Genomic DNA, 20843 nt, shown 5'->3' with positions numbered 1-20843 from the left:
CTGCCTCCTCCGACACGATCCGTCGGGATGCGGCATCGTGGTGGCTGCAACGCTACCCGCCGACGGGCACGAGCTCGGCGGCCGACCGACGAGGGGCTCCACCGTGACCGACACCGCCGAGACCACGGCCGCCAGCCAGTCCTCCCCCGGGGCCGACGACGCCCGGCGCCTGACCGTCGTGGTCGGCATCTGCGGCGGCATCGCCGCCTACAAGGCCGTCTCCGTGGTGCGCGAGCTCGTGCTGCGCGGCCACGACGTGCACGTCGTCCCCACGGAGGCGGCGCTCCGCTTCGTGGGCGCCCCCACCCTCGAGGCGATCAGCCGCAACCCGGTGCACACCTCAGTCTTCGACGACGTCGCCCAGGTGCGCCACGTCGCCCTCGGCCAGCAGGCCGACCTGATCGTCGTCGCCCCGGCGACCGCGCACACCCTCGCGAAGCTCGCCCACGGGCTGAGCGACGACCTGCTCGGCACGACCGTCCTCGCGAGCACGGCGCCGCTCGTCGTCGCGCCGGCGATGCACACGCAGATGTGGCAGGCGGCCTCGACGACGGACAACGTCGCCCTCCTCCGGGCGCGGGGCGTCGTCGTGGTCGGCCCCGACGACGGCCCGCTGACCGGCGGCGACAGCGGCCCCGGGCGTCTGAGCGAGCCGGACGTCATCGTCGACGCGGCGCTCGCGGTCGTCGTGGGCCGGGCCGAGGAGGCGCGGCAGCGTGACCTGGCCGGTCGCGACCTGGCCAGTCGCGACCTCGCCGGTCGCGTCGTCGTCGTCACGGCCGGGGGCACCCGCGAGCCCCTCGACCCGGTGCGCTGGCTCGGCAACCGCTCGAGCGGCAAGCAGGGGCTCGCGGTCGCCCGAGAGGCCGCGGCCCGTGGGGCCCGTGTCGTCTTCGTCGCAGCTCACGTCGACGACGACGTCGCCGCCGCCGTCGCGCAGCTGCCCGGCACCGAGGTGCGGACCGCGGGCACCGCGGCCGAGCTCGACGTCGCGACGACCGCCGCGGCCGAGTCGGCCGACGTCCTCGTGATGGCGGCCGCCGTCGCGGACTGGACGCCCGCCTCCGTCGCCGACGCCAAGCTGAAGAAGGACGACGCGGGCGACCGCCTCACCCTCGACCTGGTGCGCACCGTCGACGTGCTGGCCGGCCTCGTCGCGCGCCGCCGGGAGGGCCAGGTCGTCGTGGGCTTCGCCGCCGAGACCTCGACCGGGCGGGACGACCTCATCGCCCTGGGCCGTCGCAAGGTCGCCCGCAAGCCCGCCGACCTGCTCGTGCTCAACCAGGTCGGCTGGGCCGAGGGCTTCGGCAGGGACGAGTCGGTGGCGGTCCTGCTCGGCCGGGACGGCACGGTCGTCGGCGAGTCGAGCGGCACCAAGGCGGACACGGCGCGCGCCCTGCTCGACGCCGTGGTCAGCCTGCTCGGCGCTGCCTCGGCCGGCGCTGCTTCAGCCACAGCACGAGCGTGAAGCTGAAGACGATGAGCACCATCCACGACCCGATCTTGCTCGGGTGCACGATCGCCCAGCCGCCGGCCTGGGCCGCGTAGGTCCAGGCGCCCATCAGGGTCGCCGCGTTCTCGGCGATCCAGATGAAGAAGCCGATCAGGGCGAAGGCCACGAGCAGGGGCATCCGCCGGTCACGGCCCCGCACCCGGAACGTCACGCCCTTCGGGCCGAGCAGCAGGACGGCGACGCCGAGCAGCGCCCAGCGCAGGTCGACGATCCAGTGGTTCGTGAAGAAGTTGACGTAGAAGGCGAGCGCGAGGGCGAGGGTCGGGAGCATCCGCAGCCGGTCGACCCGCAGGTCGAGGCGCCGCCAGGCCTGGCAGACGTAGCTGCCCACGGCCGCGTACATGAAGCCGCTGTAGAGCGGGACGTCGCCGATCCGCAGCACGCCGGGCTCGGGGTACGACCACGACCCGACCGCCACCTTGAACACCTCGAGGCCGAGCCCCAGCAGGTGGAACAGGCAGATCACGACGAGCTCGTCGCGCGTCTCGAGCCGCGTCACGACGAAGACGACCTGGACGAGCACGCACCAGACGAGCATCGCGTCGTAGCGCGGCAGGCCGACGTCGACGACGCTCGTCACGGCGAGGCCCGCGAGGACGGCGACGGCGAAGGCGCAGGAGAGCGCCTGCTGCACGCCGAACGCGACGAGGTCGCGACCGGCCTCGAGGAGGCGGTCGGCGCCTCCTGCGCGGCTGCCTGCGACGGATCGTGCACTGCTCATGACGGCCTCCCCCGACGCCGTGGGTCGGCGTCCTCCCGACGCTAGGAGCCGGCGACACGGCGGTGCGTCGTCCTCAGGGAGCATCTCGCTCGTCCGCGGTGACGAGATCGACAGGCGTCGCCGGCGGGGGACGCCGGACGTCGACCGGGGGACGTCGACTTGCGCGTTAACCTCGGTGCGACACAATGCCCCCGTGAGCAAGAAGATCGACGCAGCCCTCAAGTCCCTCGTCAAGGCCCTCGAGCACCACGGCGAGGTGATGAGCGACCGTCCCGTCAGCGCCAAGCGCGCGGGCCGGGCCACGGAGAAGGTGCGCCAGGCCGCCTCGGCCTACTCGCAGGTCGTCGCCGACAAGACGGGTCAGCCGAACCCGTTCGTCGACTTCCTCGACCCCGAGACCGTGCAGTCGCTGCGCGGCGAGCGGGACGCGATCGCCACGAAGAAGACCAAGAAGAACGACTAGGCCACAGCCGCGGCGGCACGCGCCGCCGCGGCAGAGCCCGGTGCGGACCGGTCCGGTGCGGACCGGTCCGGTGCGGGCCGGTCCCGTGCGGGCTCAGTCGATCGCGGCGACGGCCACGGCCTGTGCCGTGATGGCGAGGCACACGACGTCGCCCACGGCGCGACGTCCGTCGGCCCGGTGGTCGAGCGTGATCAGCACGTCGCCGGTGGTCCGCACGACGCTCCGCACGGTGGCCCCGCGGAACGACACCTGCTCGACCGTGCCGGCCAGCCCGCGGTCCGCGAACACCACGTCCTCCGGCCGGACGTAGGCCCAGACCGGGCCGTCCGCGCAGACGCCGACCGCCGGCACCTCTCCCCCTGGCAGGCGCACGCGCCCCGAGACGACCTCTGAGCGCAGCCGGTTGCTCGTCCCGACGAACTCCGCGACGAACTGCGTGGCAGGCGTCGCGTAGAGCTCCTCAGGCGCGCCGATCTGCTCGATGCCGCCGGCCCGCATGACGGCCACCCGGTCGGCCACCGCCAGCGCCTCCTCCTGGTCGTGGGTGACGAACAGCGTCGTGATCGAGAGCTCGTGCTGGATGCGACGGATCTCGTCACGCAGCTGCACGCGCACCTTCGCGTCGAGGGCGCTGAGCGGCTCGTCGAGCAGCAGCACGCGCGGCCGGGTGACGAGGGCGCGGGCGAGCGCGACGCGCTGCTGCTGGCCGCCGGAGAGCTGGTGCGCGTACCGGGCGCCCAGGTCGCCGAGCCCGACCAGGTCGAGCATCTCGGCGGCGCGCCGCGCGCGCTCGCCCCGGGCCACGCGCCGCATCCGCAGCCCGAACTCGACGTTCTGCTGCACCGTGAGGTGCGGGAACAGCGAATACGCCTGGAACACCATCCCGACGTCGCGGCGGTGCGTGGGCACGCCGACCACGTCGCGGCCGTCGATCGAGACGCTCCCGCTGGTGACGGCCTCCAGCCCGGCGAGGCTGCGGAGCGCCGTGGTCTTGCCGCAGCCGGACGGCCCGAGCAGTGCGACCAGCTCGCCGGCGCCGAGGTCGAGGTCGAAGCCGGTGAGTGCACGGTGACCCGCGTACTCCTTCACCACGGAGCGGAAGGCGACGGCCGCGCCGACGGGGACGGTCGACGTCGAGGAGGCGGCGGCGGCGGGCCGCTCAGGCAGGGTGGCGGTCACGAGAGGGCCTTCCGGGAGGTGGTGGAGGGAGCGGCGGGGCGGGCTGTGCCGATCGAGCCGACCCGGCCCATCACGACGAGCAGCACGAAGGCGAAGGCGAGCGCGAGCAGGGCCACGATGACGGCGGCGAACGGGTCGCTGCGGCTGATCTGCACGAGCGAGGTCTGCAGGGTGACGCGGTTGAGCAGGGACGAGATCGTGTACTCGCCGAGCACGACGGCCACGGTGATGAAGGCCGCGGCGAGCAGCCCGCGCCGGAGGCTCGGCACGACGACGAGCACCAGCGTCACGAGCCAGCTCGAGCCGAGGGTGCGCGACGCCTCGGTCAAGGTGCGCAGGTCGGTCGCCGCGAGGTCCGACTGCACGGCCCGGTAGGCGTAGGGCAAGACGGTCACGCCGTAGGCGAGTGCGAGCGTCCAGGCCCCCGAGCCGAGGAGGCGCGCCACGACCGAGTAGACGGGCGCGAGCCCGACGACGAGCACGATCGCCGGGACCGTGATCGGCACCAGGCAGACGAACTCGAGCACGCGTGACAGCCGCGGGTACCGCAGGTGGACGAGCACCATGGCCGGCACGAGCATCACGAGGACGACCACCGCGGTGACGACCGCGAGCACCAGGCTGTTCGTCACGCCCTCGACGAGGTTGCGGTAGGCGCGGCCGTTCTCCGGGTCGGCCAGGGCCAGCCAGTGGCCGAGGTCGTGGCCGGTGCCGTCGGCGCTCCGCAGCGAGAAGGCGACCATGGCGGCGATCGGCAGGGCGAAGACGAGGCCGATGACGACGAGGGCGGCGCGGCGGGCGGCGGGCGACGCGGCGCCGGGACCCCTGCCGCGGGTCGTGCGGCGGCCGACCGCGCTCATCGCGTCCACCGGTCGGTGCGGCGCTGCAGCAGCGAGTAGCCGACCATGAGCACGACCATCACGAGCACCATCCCGAGGGCGAGCACGCCCGCGACGTTCTCCCGGCCGAGCACGGTCTCGCTGACCAGGGCCGCGCGGATCTGCAGCGGCACGATCTGCGAGCCCTGGCTGATCAGCGCCGCGGCGGTCGCGTACGACGAGAACGCGTTGGCGAAGAGGAGGAGCAGGCTGCCGGCGAAGGCGGGCGCCAGCACCGGGACGACGACGCGGAGCAGGTGCTGGCGGGCGGTCCCGCCGAGGGTGGCCACCGCCTCCTGCCACTGGGGCTTGAGGCCGGTGACCGCGGGCATGAAGGTGATCACCATCAGCGGCACCTGGAAGTACAGGTAGGGCAGCAACAGGCCGGGGACCTCGTAGATCCACGCCCCGCCCGCGAAGATGTCGACGCCCGCACGGGTCAGCAACAGCTGCGTGACGACGCCCTGGATGCCGATGGTCGCGGTGAAGGCGAAGGCGAGCATCACGCCGCCGAACTGGGCGAGCACGCTGGCGGCGCCGTCGACGAGGCTGCGGACGAGCCCGTCGGGTCGCAGGGCGGTGAGGCCCCAGCACACGAGGGCGCCGACGACCGCTCCCCCGACGGCGGTGACGCCGGAGACGAGGAACGAGCTGGCGAAGGTGCGGAGCACGACGGGGTCGCCGAGCGCCGTCAGGTTCGACAGGGTGGGGCGGCCGTCGCCGTCGACGAGGCCGGTGCCGAGCGCGAGCAGGCACGGCAGCACGAGGAACGCGAGCACGTACAGCACGAACGGCGTGAGCCCCCACCACGCCGCCGGACGGCGCCGTGCCCTCGTGGGCACGGCGCCGTCGGGGGTGACGGAGGCCTGGGGAACGGTCTCCGCCAGGGTGGTCACGATCAGCCGATCGCCGCGGCCCACGACTGCGCGAGCAGGGCCGAGGCGGCCTCGGTCTGCTCGCTCGTCAGCTGCACGGTGTCCTCGGGCTGCTCGCCCACGGCGTCCAGGGCGTCCTGGTCGACGGTGCCGGCCTCGACCATCGCGGCCAGGCGGACGGGGTAGGCGCCGGCGGCGAGGTACAGGTTCTGCGCCGTGTCGCCCATGATGAACTCCTGCCACAGGCGCGCGGCGGCCGGGTGCGGCGCGTCGACGTTGATCGCCTGGTTGTAGTAGCTGGCGAGGGCCGTGCCGGGCAGCACGGCGGTCTTCCAGTCACGGCCGCCCGCGTCGTCGGCGGCGGCGAGGTTGTTGTAGCTCCAGTCGAAGACGACCGGCGTCTCGCCCGAGGCGATCGTCGCGGGCGTCGGGTCGGTCGGCAGGAAGTTGCCGGCGTCGGCGAGCTGGCCGAAGAAGTCGATGCCGGGCTGCACGTCGTCGGCGCTGCCCCCGTCCTGCAGGGCAGCCCACTGGACGGCGGCCGCGGCCGCGCCCGCCTGGGTCGGGTCGCCGTTGATCGCGATCTTGCCCTTGTAGTCGTCGCCGAGCAGGTCGTCGAGGCTGGTGGGCTCGGGGACGGCGTCGGCGTCGTAGCCGACCGACATGAGGCCGGTGTAGTCGTAGACCCAGGTGCCGTCCGCGTCCTTGTGGTCGTCGGCGATGTCGTCCCACGTCGTCACCTTGTAGGGCGCGAACTGGTCGGTGTTCGCCAGCGCGACGGCCGAGCCGAGGTCGAAGACGTCGGGGGCGCCGTCCTGGCCCTCGAGGTTCTGGGCCGCGGTGATCTCCTCGGCGCTCGACACGTCGGGGCTGTCCGAGTTGACGGTGATGTCGTACTCGGCCTCGAAGGCGTCGATGATCTTGCCGTAGTTGGCCCAGGTGTCGGGCAGGGCGATGACGTTCAGCTCGCCCTCCGCCTCGGCAGCGGCGACGAGGGCGTCCATGCCGCCCAGGTCGGCGGCGCTGGTCGCGGTGGCGGCGTCGGTGCCGGAGGCGCCTGCCGCGTCTGACGCGTCGGCGGAGGCCGAGCAGCCGGTCAGGCCGAGGGCGAGTGCGCCGAGGGCGGCGGCGGCGGCGAGGTGTCGCTTGTCGATCACGGGTGGGTCCTCCTGGTGCTCGGCCGCCGGTCGCGTCTGGGGATCAGCTCGCGGAGGGGCGTCGGTCGGCCTGCGTGCACGGTAGGGAGGCCCGGCGTCGCGCCGGGGGGCGCCGGGTGGAGCGCGGGTGAACGCTCGATGGCGCGCGCACCGCCGACCTTGACCGCCGGGAACCTCCGCGAAGGCGACAAGACGACGGAGAATGCCGCGTCGTCTTGTCGCTTTCACGAGGTGACGGTTGCTCTCAGCCCCAGCCGCCCAGGTAGGCGGCGAGGGAGGGCTCGCCCTCGATCCGCTCGCACCACCGGGCTCGGCCACTGCGGGTCTCGAAGAGTTCCTCGGTGCCGTGCAGCAGGGCGCGGGCCTCGGCCCGGCTCGAGCGGATGCGCAGGACGGGAGCGCCGCCTCCTGCGCCGGGTGCGCCGTCCGGCTCGTCGCCCGCCACGCCCGCCGTCACCACCTCGACCGTGCCGAGGGTGCCGACCCCGACCGAGGCGACCGCCTCGAGCAGGGGGGCCGCGTCCCGGACGCGCACCGGCGCCGGCAGGTCGACGGTCACCCGTGCGGTGCGGGCCGCCCGCGCGGCGGCCTCGTCCGAGGCCCCGACGACCCGGGGGTCGGCGGCGAAGAGGGGGAGGTGCTCGTCGGGCACCGCGACGACGCAGGCCGGCAGCGCGGCCAGGACCGTGTCGACGCAGAGCCACGCCGTGCCCGCCGAGGGCGCCGCGGCGAGCCGGACCAGCACGTCGGCGGTCGTCCCGCGGAGGCCCCGGGGCCGCGAGCCCTCGACCGGGACGAGCCCGCTGAGCACGAGAGTCTCGCCGTTCTTCTGGCGCTGGCGGTCGACCGAGTCCCGGCCGGCCCAGTCCGGGCCGTCGTGCCAGGCCACGGCGGCGGGCTCGTGGGCGAGCAGCGCGCCCCCACGCCAGGCCCGCCAGGCCCACTCCCAGTCCTCGCCGCCGTAGGTGGTGAAGCCCTCGTCGAAGCCGCCGATGGTCTCGATGAACGAGCGGGAGCACGACAGCACGGCGCCGATGACGTGCCGGTACGAGCGGTCGTCGGCGTCGAGCAGGTCGCGGCTGCCGCGGTAGGCGTCGTCGAGCCAGCGCGGTGCGGGAAGCTCGTGCCGGGGCCCCTCCTGCTCGACGGGTGCGTCGACGGGGACTCCGGCGAAGTCGGCGTGGCGCCGCGTGCCGACGACGACCGCCTCGGGTGCGAGGCCGGGCAGCCTCGACATGGCGGTGACCCAGCCGGGCTCGGGCGCCGTGTCGGCGTCGAGGAAGCAGATGACCTCGCCCGTCGACGAGCGCACCCCGAGGTTGCGGGCCGCGGAGAGCCGGAAGCCCTCGTCGGCCTGGACGACCAGCCGCACGCCGTCGGGCACCCGGGGCGCCTCGGGCGAGCCGTCGTCGACCACGACGACCTCGAGCAGCTCGGCCGGGTGGTCCTGCCGCGCGAGGGCGGCGAGGGTGCGGTCGAGCTCGGCCTGCTGGCGGTAGTGCGCCACGACCACCGAGACGGTCGGCAGCGGGTCGGGGACGAGGCCGTCGAGCAGGTCCCAGCGGTTGCCGGGGACTCCCCGAGGCCGTCTCGGGGACTGCGCCCGCGCCTCCTCGTCTCTCGGGTCGTCGGTCACGACGTCGCCGCCGTGCGCTCGGGGTCGGCGTGTCCACGGCCGAGCTGGTCGCCATCGGCCCACCACGCCAGGTACGCCGCCGCGACGTCGTCGATGCCCGGCGCCGTGACGGCGTCCGGCGACAGCCAGGTCGAGTCGGGGTCGGCGACGGCCCGCACGAGCGCCTGGGCCAGGGAGTCGGGGTCGTCGTCGATCAGCGTGAGGGTGCCGGGCCTGAGGGCGGCCATCTCGCGGGAGTACCGGGTGTCCGGCACGATCGGGCGTCGCCCGGCGCCGATCCAGGTCGCGATCGAGCCCGACGCCGAGACGTGCCGGTGCACGGCGACCGGCACGGAGGCGCGGCGGCAGCGGTCGAGGAGCACGGCGTCGTCGAGGTACCCGGTCACGTCGAGGACGACCCCGAGGGAGGCGGCCTCCGCCACGAGCTGGTCGGTCTCGGCCTCGTGCCCCGCGCTGGCACGGCCGAGCGCGGTGACGCGCAGCGCCCCTGCCGCGTCGTCGCCGCCGGCCCGCAGCCGGGCGACGGCGTCGACGAGCTCCGCGTGGCCCTTGCCCGGGTAGACGAAGCCGATGACGGCCGCGGTGCCGTCGGGCGCTGGTCGTTCGGCGAGAGGCGGCGCGAGGTCGACGGGCAGGGGAACGACGGCCGGGCGCACCGTGGTCGTCGTGTGCTCGGCGAGCAGCCGCCCCTCGTGCTCGCTGTTGACGACGGTGCCCGCCGCCGCCTCGACCACGCGCCGGTAGCAGTCGCCGCGCCGGACGAGGTTGCGCTCGCCGTCCGAGGGCTGGGGCAGGTCGTGCAGGGTGACCGTGAGCGCGACGCGGCCAGCCAGGTCGACGAGGCGGTCGGCGGCGGCCTCGGGAGACGTCGCCCAGAGCCGGTCGGTGAAGTGCAGGTGCGCGGCGGCGGGCGGCGTCGGCCCGGCCAGGTCGGCCGGCGAGACCGAGTGGTCGCGGCCCGTCCGGCGGGTCACGGCCTCGGAGACGTGGCGGGCGAGGCCGCTGACGCCGTGCTGCGGGTCGTCGGTGACGACGAGGGCCGGCACGGACGGAGCCTGCGCCGTGCGGTCGAGGGTGCTCACGCCAGGCCCAGCAGCGCCAGCGAGTCGGCATGGCGGGCGAGGCCGGCGTCGACGACCTGCGGCTCGCGCTCGTACCACCGGAGGTGCGCCTCCCTGACCTCCTCGCGGGGAACGCGGGTGCCCTCGACGACCCAGTGGTCGGTGGGTTCCTCGTCGAGCCCGTAGGCGACGACGACCGCCTCCAGGCGGGGTGCGTGGACGCTGTCGAGCAGCTGACGTCCCGGGTCGACCACGTGCTCGGCCAGCCCCAGGCGTTCACGGACCCGTGACGCGAGCGCCGTCCACACGGGGTTGCCCGGGTGGTTGAGCGTCCGCATCTGCGCGAACGACGGGTGCTCGAACAGGTCGGACACGACCACCGCGTCGTGCGCCTCCTCGCGCTTCCGCAGCTCGTGCAGCGAGAGCGCCGCGACCGACCGGACCGCCTCCGCGTCGAGCCGGGGGACGCGGGGCGTCGTGCCGTCGCGGCGAGCAGCGGCCTCCGCCAGCACGACCAGGTCGTGGTAGTCGACCAGCGGCGGCACCAGCGACGGGTCGTGCGGAGGCCGGACGATCGCCGACGTCGGGTACAGGCCGGCGAACCGGATGACGGGCACGGCGACGACGCGCGCCGTCGGCCCGAGCCGGGCAGTCAGCTGCCGAGTGCCGAGCGGGAGGTCGTGGTAGTCGTCGCGCACCGGCTGCGAGACGAGCAGGGAGGCGCGGGCCAGCCAGCGCTCCAGGTGCGGCAGGTCGGCGGTGACGAGCTCGTGAACAGCAGGTGTCCGGACGGTGCGGAGACCGCCCCCGTCGAGAGCGACGCGGAGCGACTCGGCCTGGCAGTTGCCGATCACGACGGCCACGGGGCCGTCGCCCTCATGCTCGCCGAGACCGTAGAAATGCCCGTAGTGCCGGGTGCGGCCGTCGACGGCCTGGGTGTGCGGGGTCATGGTGCCTCTCCGTGACGTCCCGTGAGCTGCGGACGTCACGACTCCATCGTGCTGGATGCGGGGCCGCGAGGGCCAGGATCCGCGAGCGGGCACGGGGGGCCGTCGCGGGCTATGGTGCACAGAGGCCGCTCCCATCGGCCTCCTCCCTCGACGCGAACCGGGCCCCCGGTCTCCCCAGGGTCCCCGAGTCGCCCCGGCTCACCTCCCGACGGTCCTCGCCGACCGTCGCGCAACGACTGAGCCGAGGAGGCCCGATGATCGACACCCCGCCGCCCGCCCGCGACGCCCTCCGCGTCGCGTCCGTGCCCGCCGGGCACCCCTACGTGCAGCACCTCCAGCCGGTCGACGGGTCCGCCGTGACCCGTGCCGTGCTGCGGCTCGCCGACCCTCTGCCCGACCCCGCGGAGCCCGCCCGCTGGTGGCCGCCCGTCGTGCTCGACGCCGGCTGGATCGCCGAGCACGCCGACGAGGTCGACGTGCTGCACGTGCACTTCGGCACCGAGTCGTACGGCCTCGACCACCTCCGCCGCGTCGTCGACGCCGCCCGTGCCGCGCGGATCCCTCTCGTCCACACGGTGCACGACCTGGTCAACCCCCAGCTCGTCGACCAGGCGCCGCACCTGGCCCACCTCGGGCTGCTCGTCGCCGAGTCCGACGAGCTGATCACGCTCACAAAGGGCGCCGCTGCCGAGGTCGAGCGCACCTTCGGACGTCGGCCGGTCGTCGTGCCGCACCCGCACCTCCTGCCCCTCGACGCGGTCGCCCCGACCGGCACGGCGCGCGACGAGGTCGTCGTCGGCGTCAGCCTGCGCGACCTGCGCCCCAACGTCGACGGCCCGGGCTCCGTCGCGACCCTGATCGCCGCCGCAGGGCTGCTGGCCGAGGCCGGTGAGCCAGTCACTGTGCGCGTCGACGTCAACGAGCGCGTGCGCGACGCCTCGGCGCTCGCCGAGGTGCGGGCCCTCGTGGCCGACGCGCCCGACCACCTCGACGTCTCCCTGGTGCTGCACCCGCGGCTGGGCGACGACGAGCTCGCCGAGGCGCTGGCCGACCTCGACGTGGTGCTGCTGCCCTACTCGCACGGCACCCACTCCGGCTGGGTCGAGCTGAGCTGGGACCTGGGCGTGCCCGTCGCGGCGCCGCGGGTCGGCCACGTCGCCGACCAGCACCCCGACGCCGTGGACACCGCGTCCTTCGACGCCGGCGACGCCGACCAGCTGGCGGCCGCGGTGGCCGCCCTCCTGCGGGCGCGCTCCGACGAGCCCGCCCGGCCGGGGTCGGAGGGCCGCGAGGCCCTCGTGGCGGAGCGCCGGGAGCGGCGACGTGCGCAGCGCGACGAGATCGCGCGGGCGCACCTCGCCGTGTACGAGCGCGCAGTCGGCACGGCCGCTGCCCGTCCGGCGCCTATCGCGCAGGCCACAGCCGGCTCGGCACGACCCGCGGAGCTCGTCTCGTGACGGCCCTGCACGACTCGGGCACCACCTCCTCGTCGGCCACGACCGTCGAGCGCGTCCGCACCGCCGAGCGTCCACGCCGCATCGTCGTCGTGGCCCCCCTGCGCTACCCGATCGCCGAGCCGCACGCCGGCGGCCTGGAGTCGAGCGTCTGGCACCAGGTGCGCGTCCTCCGCTCCCGCGGGCACCAGGTGCTGCTCTGCGCCGTCGAGGGCAGCGACCACCTGCTCGGCGGGCCGCCGGAGTTCGCCCTCCCCGCCGTGCACTGGGACGACCCGGCCGACGCCACCGACTCGAGCTACCCCGACGGCTACCTCGAGGTGGCGTTGCCTGCCTTTCACCGCGCCCTGGACTGGATCCGCGACCACGCCGACGAGATCGACGTCGTCGAGAACCACTCCCTGAGCGGCCACGTCCTCTCCCGCGCCGGCGAGCTCGGCGTGCCCGTCGTCTCGACCCTGCACACCCCCACGCTGCCCGACCTGCTCGAGCACCACCGTGCAGGAGTCGAGCCTCGCAGCGCGTTCCTCGCGGTCAGCGAGCACACCGCGGCCGTCTGGCGGGCCGAGGGCGTCGAGGCGCGCGTGCTGCCGAACGCCGTCGACACCGACCTCTGGCCCCTCGGCCCCGGGGGGGACGACCTGGTCTGGACCGGGCGGATCGTGCCCGAGAAGGGGCCGCACCTGGCGATCGAGGCCGCGCGCCTCGCCGGTCGGCGCATCGTGCTCGCCGGACGGGTCGGCGACGTGGACTACCACGAGTCGATGGTCGTGCCCCTGCTGGGCGCGGACGCCGAGCACGTCGGCCCGCTGCGCCAGCCGGAGCTGGCCGAGCTCGTCGGCCGCTCCGCCTGCGCCCTGGTCACCCCCTGCTGGGAGGAGCCGTTCGGGCTCGTCATCGCCGAGGCCCTGTCGACCGGCACGCCCGTGGCGTCGTTCTCGACCGGCGGCGTCCCGGAGGTCGTCGGCTCGAGCATCGGCGCCGGCCTCGTGCCGAGGGGCGACGTGGCCGGGCTCGCCCACCTCGCCGCCGGCCTCGCGGAGGCGGCGTCGACGACGCCGGGCTTCCGCAGCAGGGTGCGGGCCGACGCCCTCGACCGCTTCTCGCTGCACCGGCGGGCCGAGGTCGTCGAGGAGGTGCACGAGGCCCTGGTCGCCGCGTACCGTCCCGGGGGCGGCCGGGCCACCGTCCGCGTGCTCGTCCCGGGAGCAGGGTCGTGACCCCGCGGCCCCTCGTCGGCTGGTACGTGCACCACCACGGCGCCGGGCACCTCACGCGGCTGCTGGCCGTGCGGCCGCACCTCGAGGCGGACGTCGTCGTCTTCAGCTCCCTGGCCGCCCCGGCCGTCCTGCCCGAGGGGACGACCTGGCTGCAGCTCCCCCGGGACGACCACGACGTCGTCGCGCCCGACGGCACCACCAGGGCCCCCGGCGATCCCGAGTCGGGCGCAGACCCGACCGTGCGCGGGCTGCTGCACTGGGCCCCGCTGCACCACGACGGCCACGCCGGTCGGCTCGCGGCGGTCGCTGCCTGGATCGCGCACGCCCGTCCTCGGGCCTTCGTCGTCGACGTCTCCGTCGAGGTGACCTTGCTCGTCCGCCTGCTCGGCGTGCCGCCCGTCGTCGTGGTGCAGCCCGGCGACCGGTCGGACGCCGCGCACGCCCTCGGCTGGGACGCGGCCGATCGCCTCCTCGCGCCCTGGGCGGAGGGGCTGCACGTCTCGCCAGCACTCGAGCGCGTGCGGGACAGGGTCCGGCTCGTCGGCGGGATCTCCCGGCACGACGGCCGTGCAGACGGCCCCGCGTCCCCGTCGTCCGGCACCGTCCTCGTCCTGGCAGGCGGCGGCGCCGAGGGCCGTGAGGGCCTCGCGCAGCGCGTCGCCGCGGCCTCGGCTGCCACGCCCGCCTGGCGGTGGACCGTGCTCGGCGCCTCCGCCGACAGCTGGGTGGACGACCCGTGGCCGCTCCTCCGCGGCGCGGAGGTCGTCGTCTCCGCCGCGGGCCAGAACAGCGTCGCCGACCTCGCGGCGGCCGGCGCCCGCGCCGTCGTCGTGCCCCAGGACCGTCCGTTCGACGAGCAGCGGACGACCGCGCGCCTCCTCGCCGCCCGAGGGCTGGCCGTCGTGCCCGAGCCCGGCTCGACCGCGCCCGACGCGTGGCCTGCCCCCGACGACTGGCCCGACCTGCTCGACCGGGCACGCGCGCTCGGTCCCGACTGGTCGCCCTGGCAGGTCGACGGCGCTGCCGCCCGCGCCGCGGCCGTGATCGCCGAGGTCGCCCGGTGACCGGGCAGCAGTCGGGGCCGATCGGCTCGACGGTCGCGGTGACCCTCTGCTCGGCCGCCCGTCTCGACCACCTCCTGCCGCAGCGCGAGGCCCTCGCGCGCCTCCGGCCGTCGGTGCCCCACGTCGTCGTCTGGCTCGACGAGGCGCCGGCGCCCGACCTCCCCGAGCTGGCGGACGCGCACGTGCTGCACGTGCCGCCGGGACCGCACGGCCTGCGCCTCGCGGCCGGTCGCAACGCGGGTTCCGAGCGGGCGATCGCCCTCGGCGCGTCGCTCGTGGTGTTCCTCGACGCGGACTGCGTCCCCGGCCCCGACCTCGTCGCCCGGTACGAGGCGGCCGCGGCGGCGCACTCCGGCTCGTTGCTCTGCGGCCCGGTCACCTACCTGCCTGAGGGGCACGTCGGCCTCGACGACGACTCGCTCGCGGCGGCCACCCGTCCGCACGCGGCGCGCCCGTCGCCCGTCGCCGGCGAGACGGTCGTCGCCGGGCACGACCAGTACCCGCTGTTCTGGTCGCTCTCGTTCGCCCTGACGGCCGACACCTGGGTGCGGACCGGCGGCTTCGAGCCCGGCTACGAGGGCTACGGCGGCGAGGACACCGACTTCGCCTTCACGGCCCGGTCGCTCGGCCTGCCGCTCGTCTGGGTCGGCGGGGCGCACGCGTACCACCAGTGGCACCCCACGACGTCGCCGCCCTGGCAGCACCTCGACGACATCCTCCGCAACGGCCGGCGCTTCGCCGAGCGCTGGGGAGAGTGGCCGATGGGCGGCTGGCTCGAGGCCTTCCGCGACGGAGGCGCGGTGCGCGTCGCCGAGGACGGCGGCTGGGAGCGCGTGCCGGCCTGAGCGGTAGTCGCGCGCGTCCTCCGCCTCCTCGTCCTCCGCCTCCTCGTCCCCGCCTCCTGGTCCCCCGTCTTTACCACTGCCGTGGCCGGCTGCTCGACGGCAGCCCCGACTACACCGGCAAGCTCACCGACCCGCTCGACACCCCGGGTGCAGGAGGCGCGACGCCCCTGGCCATCGCGCTCGACACGGGCAACATCCACCACTACCTCGTGGGCGCCCAGGGCGCGTTGCCGGTCGACTCGGTGGGCAACCCGTGGAGCGGCAGCTACGTCTACAACTCGGGCAACCTGCCGCTCGACCTGCTGTACAACCTGATGCTCGAGTCGACGGGCCGGCTGCAGAAGAGCCGCATCTACGAGATGACGGACAACCCCGTGGCCCGCAAGACCGTCGCGTACCTGATCGTGCGCGACCAGGCGCACGAGAACGCCTACGCCAAGGCACTCGAGACGCTGGGCGTCGACTGGGGCAAGCTGCTGCCGATCCCGAAGACCAACGCCGAGCAGTTCCCCGAGGTGAAGGAGCTCGTCGACCTCGGGCTGCAGAGCAAGCAGTACACGTTCGACCTCGACGGCAAGTCGGAGGCAGGCAAGATCTTCCAGGGCACCTCCCCGTCGGGCGACGGCACGGAGCTGTCGTCGACCGGGCAGGCGCCGAAGGGCGCACCGTCGACGATCTCGCCCGAGCGCCTGGAGGAGTTCTCCCCCGGCCTCGACTAGGACCTGCTGTCGCTCATCCAGCAGACCGCCGAGATGGAGCTGGCCGACATCGAGAGCTTCTACGGGCCGACGGGCAAGTAGCCGACGGGCAGGTAGCTCGCACGCCGGAGAGCCCCGGGGAAGCCCGGGGCTCTCCGTCGTCGCTGCGGCTGGCCGCCGTGCGGGCCGGGCCGTGTCGGTGCCAGGATGACCGCCGTGACGACCTCCGGTCTCCCCCACGTGCGCATGCGCCCCCGCTCCTCCGACGAGTCGGGACGGGTGTCCAGCCCGCTCGAGCTGCTCGTCGACCTCACCTTCGTCGTCGCGATCGCCCAGGTCGCCCGCGAGCTCGTGCACGGCGCGGAGGCGGGGCACCTCGCCGAGGCCGTGCTGCCCTACGGGATGGTCTTCTTCGCCATCTGGTGGGCGTGGATGAACTTCACCTGGTTCGCCTCTGGCTACGACACCGACGACGTCTCGTACCGGCTGCTGACCCTGGCGCAGATGGCGGGCGTGCTCGTCCTGGCCGCCGGTGTGCCCGCCGCGTTCGGCGCGGGCGACTACACGGCCGTCACGATCGGGTACGCGGTGATGAGAGGCGCGCAGGTCGCGCAGTGGCTGCGCGTGGCCGCGGCCGGGCCGGAGCACCGGCGGACGGCGCTGCGGAACGCCGTCGGGGTGACGCTGGTCCAGGTCGGCTGGGTCCTCCGCCTCCTGCTGCCCGACCACCTGGGGGTGGCCAGCTTCGTCGTCCTCGCGGGGCTCGAGCTCGCGGTCCCGCTGTGGGCGGCCCGTGCCGGCGGTCCCGGCTGGCACCCGCACCACATCGCCGAGCGGTACGGGCTCTTCGCGATCATCCTGCTGGGCGAGAGCGTCCTGGCCGCGGTGAACGGCGTCCAGGAGGCGCTGGCCGAGGGAGGCGTCAGCCTCGAGCTGGTCCTCGTGGCCGGCTGCGCACTCGTGGTCGTCTTCGCGCTCTGGTGGATCTGGTGGCTGCAGCCGGCCGGCGAGCTGCTCGAGAGCCGTCGGGATCTCTCGTACCGCTGGGGCTACGCCCACTACGTCGTCTTCGCCGCCCTCGGGGCCCTGGGGGCCGGGCTCGAGGTGTCGGTCGCTGCTGTCGGGGGCCATCTCCGCGCCTCCGACGTGGTGGTCGGCGCAGCCGTCGCCGTGCCCGTGACGCTCGTGCTCGTCGTCGTCTGGGCTGTGCACGCGCCGCTCCGAGACGGTCGACGGACGAGCGGGCGCCTCATGCTGCCTGCAGCCGCCGTGGTGCTCGCGACGCCGTTCCTCGCGCTGCCGTTCGGGGTCGGCGGCTCCCTCGTCGGCGTCGCGGCCGTCTGCTCGGCGCTCGTCGTCGCCGCGGTGGCCGCAGATCGGAGTGCTCGTCCGACGTCGGCCGAGCCCCACTGAGGAGGCGGGTCGGCGGCCGGTCGCCCGGTCGAGTCCTCAGAACACGGCCACCGTCATGCCGGCGGTGGTCGCCGGGCGGTCCATGTCGGCCAGTGCGCCGGGGAGGTCGTCGAAGCCGATCGTCCGGCCGATCGACTCGTCGGGTCGCAGGCGGCCGGCGACGACGTCGGCGATCATCGCGGCGTACTCGCCGACCGAGATGCCGTGGCTGCCCAGCAGCTCGAGCTCGTCGGCGATGACCCTCCCCATCGGGATTACCGGTGCGGCCTCGTCGTCGAGGAGGAGCCCCACCTGGACGTGCCTGCCCCGCGGCCTGAGGGACCGCACCGAGGCGGCGGACGTGGCACGGCTGCCGTAGGCGTCGAGCGCGACGTGCGCACCGCCTCCGGTGAGGACCCGGACCGCCTCGACGGCCTGCTCGTCCATCGGGACGACGTCGGCGCCGAGGGCAGCTGCCCGTTCGAGCGCCGCGGGCGAGATGTCGACGGCGACGACGCGCGCGCCTGCGGCGACGGCCACCGCGATCGCCGAGAGGCCGACGCCGCCGCAGCCGAAGACGGCCACGTGCTCGCCCTGGCTCACCCTGGCCCGGTCGTGGAGTGCGTGGTACGCCGTCCCGAAGCGGCAGCCGAGCGCGGCGGCGGCCTCGAACCCGACGGCGTCCGGCAGGGCGACCACGTTGACGTCGGCGTGCGGGACGACCACGGACTCGGCCCAGGAGCCGAGCCGGGTGAAGCCAGGCTGCTCCTGGCGGGTGCACACCTGGGTCGCCCCCGCCCGGCACTCGTCGCACGTGCCGCACGCGAAGACGAAGGGGGCGGTGACACGGTCTCCGACCGAGACCCGCCTGACGTCGGGGCCCACGGCCGTGACCACGCCGGCGAACTCGTGCCCGGGGACGTGCGGCAGCCGCACCGAGTCGTCGTGCCCCTTCCAGGCGTGCCAGTCGCTGCGGCAGACCCCTGTCGCGGCGACCCCGACGACCACGCCGTCCGCCGGCGCTGCAGGCTCGGGGAGCTCGACGATGGTCGGGACGGACCCGAAGTGGTCGTACTGGACGGCGCGCATCCCCCGATCCTGGCACCGTCGGGCGACGATGGCGGTCGCGCGCGCGACAGCTGCCTCTCAGGCCCGTGGCACCTCCTGCTCGACGAACCACGCGACGGCGCCTTCCTCGTCGTCGAAGAGCCCGTCGTCCTGCGCCTCGACGGCAGCCGCGATGATCACGCCGAGCTGCGGGCCCGGCCGGTAGCCGAGGCTCATGAGGTGACGTCCGGTGAGGAGGCTCTTCCGGGGCGAAGGGCCGAGCTCGGTCGCCAGGGCGACCCACGGTCCCGAGACCGGCGGGCTCCCGGCAGGGCCGCGTCCGGCGACGTCGGCGTCGACGACCCTGGCCCAGTCGAGGATGGTCACGCCGGACCGCCGGTCCAGGCGCCTGACGAGGCGCCTGACCGCTGCCTTCGTCGGCGAGCCCACTGTGCTGACGTGGCACATGTGCTCGGCGACGAGCCCGCCGATGCGGTCTCGGAGGACGTGCGGTGAGCCGATCCCGGTGAGGAAGTCCTGCGCGACGGGGTCGCCGACCGTGTCGTGGCCGTAGCTCGTGATGCGGCCGTCGTCGGTCACGGCGGTGACGTACGGCTTGCCGACGTCGTGGACGAGTGCCCCGAGGACGGCGAGGAGGCGGGCGTCAGCGGGCAGGCCGCTGCTCTCGGCGGAGGCCGCGGCGGCGTCGGCCGAGAGGCCGAGGTGGGTGAGGACGTCGCCTTCCGGGTGCCAGACGGGGTCCTGCGGGACGCCTCGCGCCGCAGCGAGGGCAGGGAAGTGCGACAGCCACCCCATGTCCTCGAGGGCCTGCACGGCCCGGGAGATGTGGATCCCGCGGGTGGCGAGCTTCTTCCACTCGCCCCAGACACGGCTGCGCGGAACGGTGCCGTAGGACGGGGCGAGGTCGCGGCAGGCCTCGAGCGTCTCCTCGTCGATGCGCCACCCGAAGCGGGCGACGAACTGCACGGCGCGGAGGGGCCGGAGGGGATCGTCGGAGAAGGACGGGCCCACGCGGCGGAGGACGCTCGCCGCGACGTCGGCAGCTCCGCCCCAGGGGTCGACGAGCTCGCCGGTGGCGTAGTCCCAGCCGAGGGCGTTGGCGGTGAAGTCGCGACGGCTGGACGCGGCGGTCTCTCCCCCCGCGGTCGACCTCTCGCGAGCGACGGAGATGTCGAAGTCGACTCCGCCGACGGTCGCGACGAGGATGCCGAAGGAGGCTCCGACGTCGTCGACCCGGGCGACGCGGGCCAGGTGCGGGCGGAGCTGCTCGAGCTCGTCCACGTCGAGGACCTCGATGTCGACGTCCTTCGGGGTCGCGCTGGAGGCCCCTCCGCTCAGAGCGTCGCGGAGAGCGTCGCGGACGGCGCCGCCGACGACGAGCGGGCGGCCGCCGGCAGCGCGGAGCGCGTCGAGGATGCGGTGAGCCGGGGCAGGCAGGACGACGAGGCCGGGTGCTGCGCAGCGGTGCGAGACCCCACGGCCACGGTGCTGATGGCACACCGGGCAGAGCACGGCACCGGTGAGGACGCCGTCCGCGGAACGGGTCGCGGCCGCGGGCCGTGAGGTCTGCTCGTCCGAGTCGGTGGTCATGTCTCCCTCGTGTGCAGCGTCAGGCGGTGGCTGCGGAGTTGCAGTGTGCCCTGACGGGGGCGACGTCTCGTCGATGGCGACGGTGGCGCCAGCCCCCTCGGCTCAGCCCTCGACGAGCAGGTCGAACGGGCCGTCGGGAGGCTTGCGGCATGAGGAAAGCCCCGGCGGGGCCGGGGCTTCGTCGACTGCGGGGAGAACGTGGTGGGCGATACCGGACTCGAACCGATGACCTCTTCCGTGTGAAGGAAGCGCGCTACCAACTGCGCCAATCGCCCCTGATCGGGACTCGTCGATACTAGTGGATCTTCTGGCCCCGACGCCATTCGAGGGGGCTGGCAGCACCTCCGGTGAGGTGTCGAGGAGGCGACGAAGACACGAACATCTCTCGATTTGTTTTCTGTCCAGGGTCTGGGTAGTGTTCTTCTTGTTCGCAGCGATGCGGAACGAAAGAAACATCGCAGGAATGCGAACCGAAATGCGGATGTGGCGCAGTGGTAGCGCATCACCTTGCCAAGGTGAGGGTCGCGAGTTCGAATCTCGTCATCCGCTCGAGTGTAAAGCTCACCAGAGGGAGTCCACCGATGGTGGCTCCCTCTGGGAGTATCTCATCTGGTGGAGTGGCCGAGAGGCGAGGCACCGGCCTGCAAAGCCGTTCACGCGGGTTCAAATCCCGTCTCCACCTCCATGGACCATCCTCTGGGTCTATGATCGATCCGTCTCCGCGAGACGGTCACAACTGAACAAGCATGAGCGATTGGCGCAGCGGTAGCGCGCTTCCCTGACACGGAAGAGGTCGCTGGTTCGATCCCAGTATCGCTCACACAGAGAAGGCCCCCGAGAGATCGGGGGCCTCCGTCGTTCCCGGGCTCGTGCTGTCATCGAGCTCGCGTCGTCGCCCGACCCGGTCCAGGCGGCCGCTGGCTCCCCCGGGTGCCCGGCCCGCGCCTCCTCGGCTGCCGGCACCCCTCGAAGCCGCGCACACCCCTCGGCGCGCACGAGGGTCCGCGCGGCTTCCGCGGGTGTCGACGCCCCTGCGCCGCCGCGCAGACGCCGGGCACGCAGCCGGCCGGGCACGCAGA

17 protein-coding genes, 4 tRNA genes and 1 pseudogene are annotated in these 20843 nt (G+C 74.4%); 11 read left to right on the top strand and 11 right to left on the bottom strand.

What is annotated here, in order from left to right; all coding sequences use genetic code 11:
- Positions 1 to 169 precede the first annotated feature (169 nt).
- Entirely contained in the window at positions 170 to 1468 is a 1299-nt protein-coding gene (gene coaBC / locus JOE35_RS08965) for a bifunctional phosphopantothenoylcysteine decarboxylase/phosphopantothenate--cysteine ligase CoaBC (RefSeq protein WP_209561961.1), read from the top strand.
- Here coaBC and JOE35_RS08960 read toward each other — a convergent pair.
- Positions 1413 to 2234 (bottom strand): DUF817 domain-containing protein, encoded by an 822-nt coding sequence (locus JOE35_RS08960; RefSeq protein WP_209560801.1) that lies wholly within the window; start codon positions 2232 to 2234, stop codon positions 1413 to 1415. The genes coaBC and JOE35_RS08960 overlap by 56 nt on opposite strands.
- 193 nt (positions 2235 to 2427) lie before the next feature.
- Here JOE35_RS08960 and JOE35_RS08955 point away from each other — a divergent pair, with 193 nt between their 5' ends.
- Entirely contained in the window at positions 2428 to 2697 is a 270-nt protein-coding gene (locus JOE35_RS08955; protein ID WP_209560800.1) for a hypothetical protein, read from the top strand.
- Positions 2698 to 2790: 93 nt separating this feature from the next.
- On the opposite strand, the gene JOE35_RS08950 is transcribed toward JOE35_RS08955, so the two are convergent.
- The 7 genes from JOE35_RS08950 to JOE35_RS08920 all read right to left on the bottom strand — a co-directional run bounded on the left by JOE35_RS08950 (position 2791) and on the right by JOE35_RS08920 (position 10433).
- Positions 2791 to 3876 (bottom strand): ABC transporter ATP-binding protein, encoded by a 1086-nt coding sequence (locus JOE35_RS08950; protein ID WP_209560799.1) that lies wholly within the window; start codon positions 3874 to 3876, stop codon positions 2791 to 2793.
- Complete coding sequence (locus tag JOE35_RS08945) at positions 3873 to 4736, bottom strand: ABC transporter permease (protein ID WP_209560798.1); 864 nt, start codon at positions 4734 to 4736, stop codon at positions 3873 to 3875. The genes JOE35_RS08950 and JOE35_RS08945 overlap by 4 nt, the downstream gene beginning before the upstream one ends.
- Entirely contained in the window at positions 4733 to 5653 is a 921-nt protein-coding gene (locus JOE35_RS08940) for an ABC transporter permease (protein ID WP_374099723.1), read from the bottom strand. Before JOE35_RS08940 ends, JOE35_RS08945 begins: the two co-directional genes overlap by 4 nt.
- Complete coding sequence (locus JOE35_RS08935) at positions 5653 to 6786, bottom strand: ABC transporter substrate-binding protein (protein WP_209560797.1); 1134 nt, start codon at positions 6784 to 6786, stop codon at positions 5653 to 5655. Before JOE35_RS08935 ends, JOE35_RS08940 begins: the two co-directional genes overlap by 1 nt.
- Before the next feature lie 244 nt (positions 6787 to 7030).
- Positions 7031 to 8422: a glycosyltransferase family 2 protein gene (locus tag JOE35_RS08930; RefSeq protein ID WP_209560796.1), complete on the bottom strand. Its 1392-nt coding sequence runs from the start codon at positions 8420 to 8422 to the stop codon at positions 7031 to 7033.
- A complete protein-coding gene (locus JOE35_RS08925) occupies positions 8419 to 9504 on the bottom strand; it encodes a hypothetical protein (protein ID WP_209560795.1) in 1086 nt (361 codons plus the stop codon). The genes JOE35_RS08930 and JOE35_RS08925 overlap by 4 nt, the downstream gene beginning before the upstream one ends.
- Positions 9501 to 10433: a WcbI family polysaccharide biosynthesis putative acetyltransferase gene (locus tag JOE35_RS08920; protein ID WP_209560794.1), complete on the bottom strand. Its 933-nt coding sequence runs from the start codon at positions 10431 to 10433 to the stop codon at positions 9501 to 9503. The genes JOE35_RS08925 and JOE35_RS08920 overlap by 4 nt, the downstream gene beginning before the upstream one ends.
- A gap of 254 nt (positions 10434 to 10687) precedes the next feature.
- On the opposite strand from JOE35_RS08920, the gene JOE35_RS08915 reads away from it, so the two are divergent.
- From JOE35_RS08915 to JOE35_RS08890, 6 genes and pseudogenes are all read left to right on the top strand, one after another.
- Entirely contained in the window at positions 10688 to 11890 is a 1203-nt protein-coding gene (locus tag JOE35_RS08915) for a glycosyltransferase (RefSeq protein ID WP_209560793.1), read from the top strand.
- Positions 11887 to 13107: a glycosyltransferase gene (locus JOE35_RS08910; RefSeq protein WP_307803007.1), complete on the top strand. Its 1221-nt coding sequence runs from the start codon at positions 11887 to 11889 to the stop codon at positions 13105 to 13107. The genes JOE35_RS08915 and JOE35_RS08910 overlap by 4 nt, the downstream gene beginning before the upstream one ends.
- The gene (locus tag JOE35_RS08905; protein WP_209560792.1) at positions 13104 to 14171 is read left to right on the top strand and encodes a glycosyltransferase; all 1068 of its coding nucleotides are present in this window, start codon (positions 13104 to 13106) and stop codon (positions 14169 to 14171) included. The genes JOE35_RS08910 and JOE35_RS08905 overlap by 4 nt, the downstream gene beginning before the upstream one ends.
- On the top strand, positions 14168 to 15016 hold the full coding sequence (locus JOE35_RS08900; protein ID WP_307803006.1) for a galactosyltransferase-related protein: 849 nt from the start codon (positions 14168 to 14170) through the stop codon (positions 15014 to 15016). Before JOE35_RS08905 ends, JOE35_RS08900 begins: the two co-directional genes overlap by 4 nt.
- 86 nt (positions 15017 to 15102) lie before the next feature.
- Positions 15103 to 15816 (top strand): annotated as a pseudogene (locus JOE35_RS08895) (manganese catalase family protein); the annotation flags it as partial.
- A gap of 105 nt (positions 15817 to 15921) precedes the next feature.
- Positions 15922 to 17127, top strand: coding sequence for a low temperature requirement protein A (locus JOE35_RS08890; RefSeq protein WP_209560791.1), 1206 nt, complete (start codon positions 15922 to 15924; stop codon positions 17125 to 17127).
- Between the two features lie 36 nt (positions 17128 to 17163).
- Here JOE35_RS08890 and JOE35_RS08885 read toward each other — a convergent pair whose 3' ends face one another.
- The 3 genes from JOE35_RS08885 to JOE35_RS08875 form a co-directional block, all read right to left on the bottom strand.
- Positions 17164 to 18195 carry an alcohol dehydrogenase catalytic domain-containing protein gene (locus JOE35_RS08885; protein ID WP_209560790.1) on the bottom strand — a complete coding sequence of 344 codons (1032 nt, stop codon included), beginning with the start codon at positions 18193 to 18195 and terminating at the stop codon, positions 17164 to 17166.
- Positions 18196 to 18252: 57 nt separating this feature from the next.
- Positions 18253 to 19764 carry a CCA tRNA nucleotidyltransferase gene (locus JOE35_RS08880; protein ID WP_209560789.1) on the bottom strand — a complete coding sequence of 504 codons (1512 nt, stop codon included), beginning with the start codon at positions 19762 to 19764 and terminating at the stop codon, positions 18253 to 18255.
- Between the two features lie 199 nt (positions 19765 to 19963).
- Positions 19964 to 20039, bottom strand: a tRNA-Val gene (locus JOE35_RS08875).
- A 202-nt stretch (positions 20040 to 20241) separates the two neighbouring features.
- On the opposite strand from JOE35_RS08875, the gene JOE35_RS08870 reads away from it, so the two are divergent.
- The 3 genes from JOE35_RS08870 (at position 20242) to JOE35_RS08860 (ending at position 20584) form a co-directional block, all read left to right on the top strand.
- Positions 20242 to 20313, top strand: a tRNA-Gly gene (locus JOE35_RS08870).
- 62 nt (positions 20314 to 20375) lie between these two features.
- Positions 20376 to 20449 (top strand) — tRNA-Cys (locus JOE35_RS08865).
- 63 nt (positions 20450 to 20512) lie between these two features.
- Positions 20513 to 20584, top strand: a tRNA-Val gene (locus JOE35_RS08860).
- Positions 20585 to 20843: the final 259 nt, after the last annotated feature.

It is taken from the genome of Frigoribacterium sp. PvP032 (assembly GCF_017833035.1).
GTDB lineage: Bacteria > Actinomycetota > Actinomycetes > Actinomycetales > Microbacteriaceae > Frigoribacterium.
The sequence above is the reverse complement of the archived record's forward strand: the minus strand, read 5'-3'. Positions and strand labels throughout refer to the sequence as shown.